Origin of the sequence: Mesorhizobium sp. M7A.F.Ca.CA.001.08.2.1, assembly GCF_003998455.1 — a bacterium.
Taxonomy (GTDB): domain Bacteria; phylum Pseudomonadota; class Alphaproteobacteria; order Rhizobiales; family Rhizobiaceae; genus Mesorhizobium; species Mesorhizobium ciceri.
Map to the genome: position 1 here is coordinate 1 of NZ_RZPW01000288.1, position 7,249 is coordinate 7,249.

General features: G+C 63.0%; 7 protein-coding genes and 1 pseudogene. 3 read left to right on the forward strand and 5 right to left on the reverse strand.

Annotation, left to right across the window (positions count from 1 at the left end; all coding sequences use genetic code 11):
- The 3 genes and pseudogenes from EN914_RS39230 to dhaL all read left to right on the forward strand — a co-directional run.
- Nucleotides 1-161, forward strand: a pseudogene (locus EN914_RS39230) (four-carbon acid sugar kinase family protein); the annotation flags it as partial.
- A 130-nt stretch (nucleotides 162-291) separates the two neighbouring features.
- The gene (locus EN914_RS18020; protein ID WP_024502453.1) at nucleotides 292-1,299 is read left to right on the forward strand and encodes a dihydroxyacetone kinase subunit DhaK; all 1,008 of its coding nucleotides are present in this window, start codon (nucleotides 292-294) and stop codon (nucleotides 1,297-1,299) included.
- A 26-nt stretch (nucleotides 1,300-1,325) separates the two neighbouring features.
- Nucleotides 1,326-1,967, forward strand: a complete 642-nt coding sequence (gene dhaL, locus EN914_RS18025; RefSeq protein WP_024502452.1) for a dihydroxyacetone kinase subunit DhaL — start codon at nucleotides 1,326-1,328, stop codon at nucleotides 1,965-1,967.
- Between the two features lie 24 nt (nucleotides 1,968-1,991).
- Here dhaL and EN914_RS18030 read toward each other — a convergent pair whose 3' ends face one another.
- The 5 genes from EN914_RS18030 to EN914_RS18050 form a co-directional block, all read right to left on the reverse strand.
- Complete coding sequence (locus EN914_RS18030) at nucleotides 1,992-2,429, reverse strand: RpiB/LacA/LacB family sugar-phosphate isomerase (RefSeq protein ID WP_024502451.1); 438 nt, start codon at nucleotides 2,427-2,429, stop codon at nucleotides 1,992-1,994.
- Nucleotides 2,430-2,524: 95 nt separating this feature from the next.
- The gene (locus tag EN914_RS18035) at nucleotides 2,525-3,292 is read right to left on the reverse strand and encodes a triose-phosphate isomerase (RefSeq protein ID WP_024502450.1); all 768 of its coding nucleotides are present in this window, start codon (nucleotides 3,290-3,292) and stop codon (nucleotides 2,525-2,527) included.
- Between the two features lie 57 nt (nucleotides 3,293-3,349).
- A complete protein-coding gene (locus EN914_RS18040) occupies nucleotides 3,350-4,288 on the reverse strand; it encodes a sugar phosphate isomerase/epimerase (protein ID WP_024502449.1) in 939 nt (312 codons plus the stop codon).
- Nucleotides 4,288-5,805: a glycerol-3-phosphate dehydrogenase gene (locus EN914_RS18045; RefSeq protein WP_024502448.1), complete on the reverse strand. Its 1,518-nt coding sequence runs from the start codon at nucleotides 5,803-5,805 to the stop codon at nucleotides 4,288-4,290. Before EN914_RS18045 ends, EN914_RS18040 begins: the two co-directional genes overlap by 1 nt.
- The coding region (locus EN914_RS18050; protein ID WP_164778780.1) for an FGGY-family carbohydrate kinase at nucleotides 5,802-7,249 on the reverse strand (1,448 nt) is incomplete at its 5' end. The genes EN914_RS18045 and EN914_RS18050, both read right to left, overlap by 4 nt.

Here is a 7,249-nt window from a genome sequence, read left to right on the forward strand (position 1 = left end):
CCCTGACAATTCGCATGCCGCTGCCCGCTTCGCCGGGTTCCCCGCTTTGCGTTGCCCACTCGCGCGTCAAGGCGATCGACGGACTGGAGGTCGCGCTCAAGGGCGGCCAGGTCGGGACCGATCGCTATTTCTCAGCCATCCGCGACGGCCTCGGCGGTTGAAACAGCCAGCGCCTGCGTCCAGGTGTTGGCCGGTGGGAACATCTCAGCGCCCGAAATACGCCTTGCCGGGTGGAAATCCCGGTAACACCCGGTATTATCTGCGAAAATGCCGAAGTCGGGAGGATGCCGGGTGCAGACCAAGAAGATCATCAACGATGGCAACCGCGCCGTCGACGAGATGCTGGAAGGCATCCTGGCAGCGCATCCCCGCCATCTCAAAAGCGTGGAGGGTAGCCCACGCTCCATCGTCGCCCGCGACGGGCCGCGCCAGGGCAAGGTGGGCCTCGTCATTGGCGGCGGCTCGGGCCATGAGCCAAGCTTTCTCGGCTTCGTCGGCAAGGGATTGGCCGACGCGGCGGCCATCGGAAATGTCTTTGCCTCGCCACCGCCGGACCCGATCCTCGAATGCGCCAAGGCGGTCAGCGGCGGCGCCGGCGTGCTGTTCATGTACGGCAATTATGCCGGCGACGTGATGAATTTCGACATGGCGGCCGAGATGGCGGCGATGGACGACATCGAGGTGCGCACGGTGCTGAGCACCGACGACGTTGCCTCGGCACCGCGCGACCAGCGGCACAAGAGGCGCGGTGTCGCCGGCAATTTCTTCATCTTCAAGGCGGCCGGCGCCGCCTGCGACCGGATGTTGTCGTTCGACGAATGCGAGCGCATCGCCGGCAAGGCCAACGACCACACCTTCACCATGGGCGTGGCGCTGTCGCCCTGTTCGCTGCCGCAGACCCGCCGGCCGAATTTCGAGATCGGGCCGGACGAGATGGAGATCGGCATGGGCATCCACGGCGAGCCCGGCATCGCACGCGAAAAGTTGAAAACAGCCGATGAGATCACCAACGAGATGCTGGACAGGATCCTCGACGAGATGGCGCCGGCGCGCGGCGACAAGGTCGCGGTGCTCGTCAATTCGCTGGGCTCAACGCCGCTGATGGAACTCTACATCATGAACCGGCGCGTGAAGCAGAGGCTCGATGAGATCGGTGTGTCCATCCACGCAAGCTGGGTCGGCAATTACTGCACCTCGCTCGAAATGGCCGGGGCCTCGATCACGCTGCATCGGCTGGACGGCGAGTTGCAGACGATGCTGGACCACCCCTGCGACTGCGCCATGTTTCGCGCCGGCTAAACCCACTCTGTGGCAAGGACTAAGACATGACGACAATCGATACTGCCCGCCTTGTCACGATGTTCGCAGCGATCGCAAACTCCATGTCAGCAGACAGGGACAGGCTGTGCGCGCTTGACGGGGTTATCGGTGACGCCGACCACGGCATCGCGATGGAGCTTGGATTTTTCGCTGCGCGCGATGCGGTGGCCGGACTGGACACCGCGGCGACCGATCCGACCACCTTGCTGAACACGGCGGCAAAGTCGTTCCTGAATGCGGTCGGCGCCTCCTCCGGTCCGCTCTATGCGACCGCGCTCATGCGCGCCGCGGCAGCCGTCAAGGGCAAGACGGCGCTCGACGACGCGGATGTGGTCGCCCTGTTCCAGGCCATGGCCAAGGGCATTCAGGATCGCGGCAAGGCAGAGCTTGGCGAAAAGACGATGATCGATGCATGGGCGCCGGCGGGGCAAGCGGCGGGCGAAGCGCTGGCCTCAGGCAAGGATCTGGCCGCCAGTCTCAAGGCCGCCGCCCAGGCGGCAGAGACAGGCGCGGAAGCGACCAAAGCGATGGTGGCCACCAAGGGCCGGGCATCACGCCTCGGCGAACGTTCGCTTGGCCATATGGATCCGGGCGCTGCGTCCGCCGTCACCGTGATCGAGGCGATGCGGACCGCCTTGACCGACTGATCATCAGCGGACTTGCCGCGTCTTTCAGCGCTTGGCGTCGAGCTTGTCGACGGCCTGCACGTTCGCGGCAGATGGGCCATTCGGATCAAACTCGGAGGCAAGCCATGCGTCGGCGATCGATTTCGCCAGTTCGGGACCGATGACGCGGGCGCCCATGGTGATGATCTGGGCGTTGTTGGACTTGGCGGCGCGCTCCGCGGAATAGGTATCGTGGGTCAACGCGGCGCGAATGCCCGGCACCTTGTTGGCAGAGATGCTGACGCCGATGCCGGTGCCACAAAACAGGATGGCCCGGTCGTAGTTGCCGTCGAGAATTTCGTGGCCGACCGAGGCGGCGATATCGGCGTAGAAGCCGGCCTGGCTCAGGTCGACGACCTGCAACTCCGGCTTGGTGGCGAGATGCTTGGCGATGACATCGAGCAGCGGCTTGCCGGCGCTGTCGGCTCCGAGTGCGATCTTCATGATGATGAACTCCTTTGCTTTTGTCTCTGTCTCTTTGATTTGACGCAATTCCGGACGGAAAACCGCTTCACACTTTCCCGGAATTGCTCGCGCGGTTAGCGCGCGATGGCGGCCGACGCCTTTTTCAGAATGTCGATATAGCCTTCCGCTTGCCACGCCGAGCGGCCGATGAACAGGCCATCAATATGCGGCTGGCCGATAAGTTCGGCCGCGTTGCCGGGGTTGACGCTGCCGCCGTAAAGCACAGGCGGGGCAGCCGGCAGCCGGTCAGCGGCTACCTGCTTGATCAGCGCTTGCTGCTTGTCGGCATAGTCGGCGCTTGCGGGAATGCCCTTCTCCCCGATCGCCCAGACAGGCTCGTAGGCAAAGAGGATTTCCGCCTTCGGTTGATCGCCGCTCAGCTCCTGCAGCGCACCGAGAACCTGTGCCGTCAGCACCGCCTCGGCGCGGCCTGATTCACGCTCGTCCAGCGTCTCGCCGACGCAGATCAGTGGCACAAAACCGTGCCTGACAGCAGCCGCCGTTTTCAGTCCGACAGTCGCATCCGTCTCGCCGAAATGCTCGCGGCGCTCGCTATGGCCGAGTTCGATTACATCCAGCCCGCAGTCTTTCAACATCACTGGCGAAATCTCTCCCGTCCAGGCACCGGCATCGGCCCAATGAATGTTCTGGGCACCTACCTTCACGCGGGTGTTGGCCAGTGCCGCCTTGACCTGGCGCGCGGCGGTGAACGGCGGAATGACGAAAGGCTGTATCGCCTGATCGAAACCAGGCACGAAGGCGGCCAACGCATCGGCGAACAGCAACGCCTCGGCAAGCGTCTTGTTCATCTTCCAGCTCGTGCCGACCCAATATGGGGCCATTGTTTTTCTCCTTCGATACTTTTGCGGCCGAAGCCGGCTTCCGGGCGACGTATTCGCTCAAGTCCGAGGCTTGAGACTGTCGCGGCCACTGTCGACGTAAGGCACCCAGAAATCCACCGACTCGCGGATCATCTCGATAACCTGATGGTCGACTGGTTCCCTCTCCCTGAAGGAAAGTTCAAGGCAAATTTCATTGTCGGTTCCACCACCCTGCCGAACCGCGTCCAGCAACTTCTGCGGCACTATGCGGCCATCCTTGTTGTAGGCGGCCGTGAACGGCCAATGGCCGCCCTTGTTCATGGAAGACTGCTTGATATGGATGATCGGAGATTGCAATGGAAACGCTTTCGCCCAGGCGTAGGGATCGGTGTCGGCAGGGTTGGGTGAGGTCACGTCGCCATGGTCGATATCGACCATCATCTTCATCGGTATGGGCAGCTTCGCTGCGTCGATGGCGCCTTGCAGCGTGACGCAGCTTTCGATCGTGTGGCCGAACTCGCGGCCGACCGACATCGGCTCCCAGAACAGGTATGTCAGCCCCGCCGCCCTGGCGTGTTCGGCAACCTCGCGCCAGCATTCGAGCGCGATATCGAGAAGTGCTGCCCGCCGTTGCGGATCGTCAAAGTCCTTGTAGGTGAAGATGGCGAACTGCGTGCCCATGCCTGGCGCGCCGAGTTCGGCGGAAATGTCGGCGAAGGTCTTGAACCAGTCGACATAGTAGCGCCGGACGTCGGCGTCCGGGTGGCCGAAATGGTTGAGCCGGCCATAAGGTCCGGTCATGCCGGAGGTGATCCTGACACCGGTCCGCGAAAGCGCGCTGTTGAACAGGCGCAGGAATTTGGCAATCGTGGCCGCCGGCCAGCCCGGATTGACGAATTCATGCGTCAACTGCACGTCGCGAATGCCGATGCCATAAGCAATCGCGTCGATCAAATCGTCTGGATCGGCGAAGCGATTGACCAGAGGATTGGTGTTGAGGGAAAGCGTGAAGGCCATCAGTCCGCCGTCGCCATGATGTTACCGAACCAATCTTCGAATGCTTTCCGCTCGGCCGCATTGATATGCAGGCCATGCTTTGTGCGGCGTTCCAGTATATCGGCTGATGTGCCAGCCCATTCGGTCTCGACCAGGAACTTTGCCTCCCGTTCATACAGATCGGGACCGAAGCGTCGGCCGAGATCAGCCTCGCTTTGCGCGCCGGCGAGCAATTGCCTGGCGCGGGTGCCGTAGCTTCGAGCGTAGTGCTTCACCAACGACGGGCTGAGCCATGGAAATTCGACATGCAGATCGCTCAGAAACTGCTCGAAGTCCGCATTGGGCAGGTCGCCCCCCGGCAAGGGAATTTTGGCCGTCCAGGCTTTCTTCATCGTCGGAAAGAATGGCTGGATCTTTTCCAGCGCGTGTTCCGACAGCTTGCGGAAGGTGGTGATCTTGCCGCCGAACACCGAAAGCAGCGGTGCGTTGCCGTTGGAGGCGTCGAGTTCGAAAATATAGTCGCGCGTCACCGCGCTTGGATTGTCGGCATTGTCGTCATAGAGCGGACGCACACCGGAGAAGCTGTAGACCACGTCCTGTGGCGTCAGCTGCCGCTTGAAATAGCGATTGACCACCTTGATCAGGTAGTCGACTTCGCTGGCCTCGGCGACCACTTCCTCGGGCCTGCCTTCGTAGGGAATGTCGGTCGTGCCGATCAGCGCCAGATCGTTCTCGTACGGGTTGACGAAGATCACCCGCTTGTCGTTGTTCTGGATGAGATAGGCCTGCCGCCCCTCCCAGAATTTGGGCACGACGATATGGCTGCCTTTTACAAGCCGGACATTGCGCGTCGAATTCTGCCCGGCGACGCGGCTGACAATGTCGTTGACCCAGGGACCTGCTGCGTTGATCAGAGCGCGCGCGCGGACTTTCGTGACGGCGCCCGTGCGACCATCCTGCATATCGATCGACCACAGTCCGCCTTCACGGCGCGCCGCGACACAGGCGGTGCGCGTGAGCACTCTGGCGCCTCGCTGCCTTGCATCGAGCGCATTGAGCAGCACCAGGCGCGCATCGTCGACCCAGCAGTCGGAATATTCGAAACCGCGCTTGAATTCGTCCTTGATCGGCGCGCCTTCAGGCGAGGTCCTCAGGTTCAGCGTTCTTGTCCCAGGCAGCCGTTTGCGGCCGCCAAGGTGGTCGTAGAGAAACAGCCCGAGCCGGACCAGCCATGCCGGCCTATCCTGCGGGCTGTGCGGTAGAACGAAGCGCATCGGCCAGATGATATGCGGCGCCGCCTCGAGCAGCACCTCGCGTTCGATCAGCGCTTCGCGAACCAGCCTGAATTCATAATATTCGAGGTAGCGCAGGCCGCCATGCACCAGCTTGCCGGAACGCGAACTGGTGCCTTGCGCGAGATCGTCTTTTTCGCACAGGATGACGGACAGGCCACGACCTGCAGCATCACGCGCTATGCCGGCTCCATTGACGCCGCCGCCGATCACGAAGAGATCGACGACATCTGTTGTATTGCTCAAGATCTTGCTCCTGTGCGGTGCGCCATGCCCTTCCACACCGGCCGAAGCGCCTGGCGCGCCGCAACGAAGGAAGGGAAGAGCGCATCGTATGTTTGCGAAAGCGCCTCGTCATAGGCATCGCAGTCGCCGAGAAGCGGCGTCACCCATTCGGCGGCGCAGTCTTCCATGGAGCCGTAGACGCCGAGCCCGACCGCGGCCATCATCGCGGCACCCGCCGCGCCGGCTTCCTGGCGGCTGCTGGTGCGCACCTGCGCCCTTGTCGCCGCCGCGATGATGCGACGTAGAGACGGACTGCGCGCTGCGCCGCCCGACAGGCGGATCTCACTCGGCACGGCGCCCATCGCCTGGTAGCAATCGCGAGCGGCGAAGGCCAACCCCTCGAGCACGCCGCGTGCCAGATCGCCAAAGCCATGCTTGACCGAAAGGCCGATGAAGCCGGCGCGTGCGTCAGGGTCGACGAACGGCCCTCTTTCGCCGGCTAGCGATATGTAAGGCTGGTAGATCAGCGATCCCGGCTCCGATGCTTCCATCCAAGCGTCGAGCGCCTTCAGCAACTCGTCATGAGAAGGTTTGCCGCCAGCCGTGGCGAGCACGTCGCGCGCAAGGCCAAGCACCCAGTCTATGTTGAGCGTCGCCGCCATGTTGGATTGCAATTGTGCAAAGGCGCCCGGAATAGGCATGGCGATCGTGTAGCCGGAGCCATCGTCGTTCAGCACGACATCGTCGGGAGTGGCTGCGAAGCGCGTGTGTATGCCGGTCGAGCCGATGACCGTGCAGCCGACATTGCCCGAGGGATCATAGAGGCCGGCTCCGAGCGCCGTCATGACCATGTCGACGTAGCCCAGCACCACCGGCGTGCCTTCGAGCAGGCCGGTCTCCGCCGCCGCCGATCGCGATAGCGGATGATGGTCGGTGGTGCCTTCGAGCATGGGAGGCAACAGGCGGCGATGCGTCGTCAGATCCAGGATGTCGAGGGCTTCGTCGGAATAGGTGCGCGACCGAAAATCGCCGAAGGTGAAGGTTCCCTCGGAGGGATCGGTGGCGCGTTCGCCCGTCATCTTGAAGTAGAGCCAATCCTTGCAATGCAGTGCGGTGGCCGCCCGCTCCAGCATGTCGGGATGGTTCTTTTTCATGAAGGCAAGCTGGGCGCCTTGCTGGCAGGAATTCAGCCCCGTGCCGGTCAGTTCGAACCGCCTGCGATCCCGGGGATCGGCGCGCATCTCGTCCACCAAACGTCCGGCGCGGGCATCGAGCCACAGCCAGGCGCGCGAGACAGGCATGCCGTCGCTATCGATCAGCCAGGTTCCGTCGCCTTGCCCGGTGATGGCCACCGCCGCGGTTCGTTGCGCGAGGTCGGGAATCTTGGCCGCGAGATCGCGAACGGTCCGTACCATGTCGCGCCAGGTCTGGTCGAGGTCCTGCTCGGCGCCGCCGCCTTCCAGCG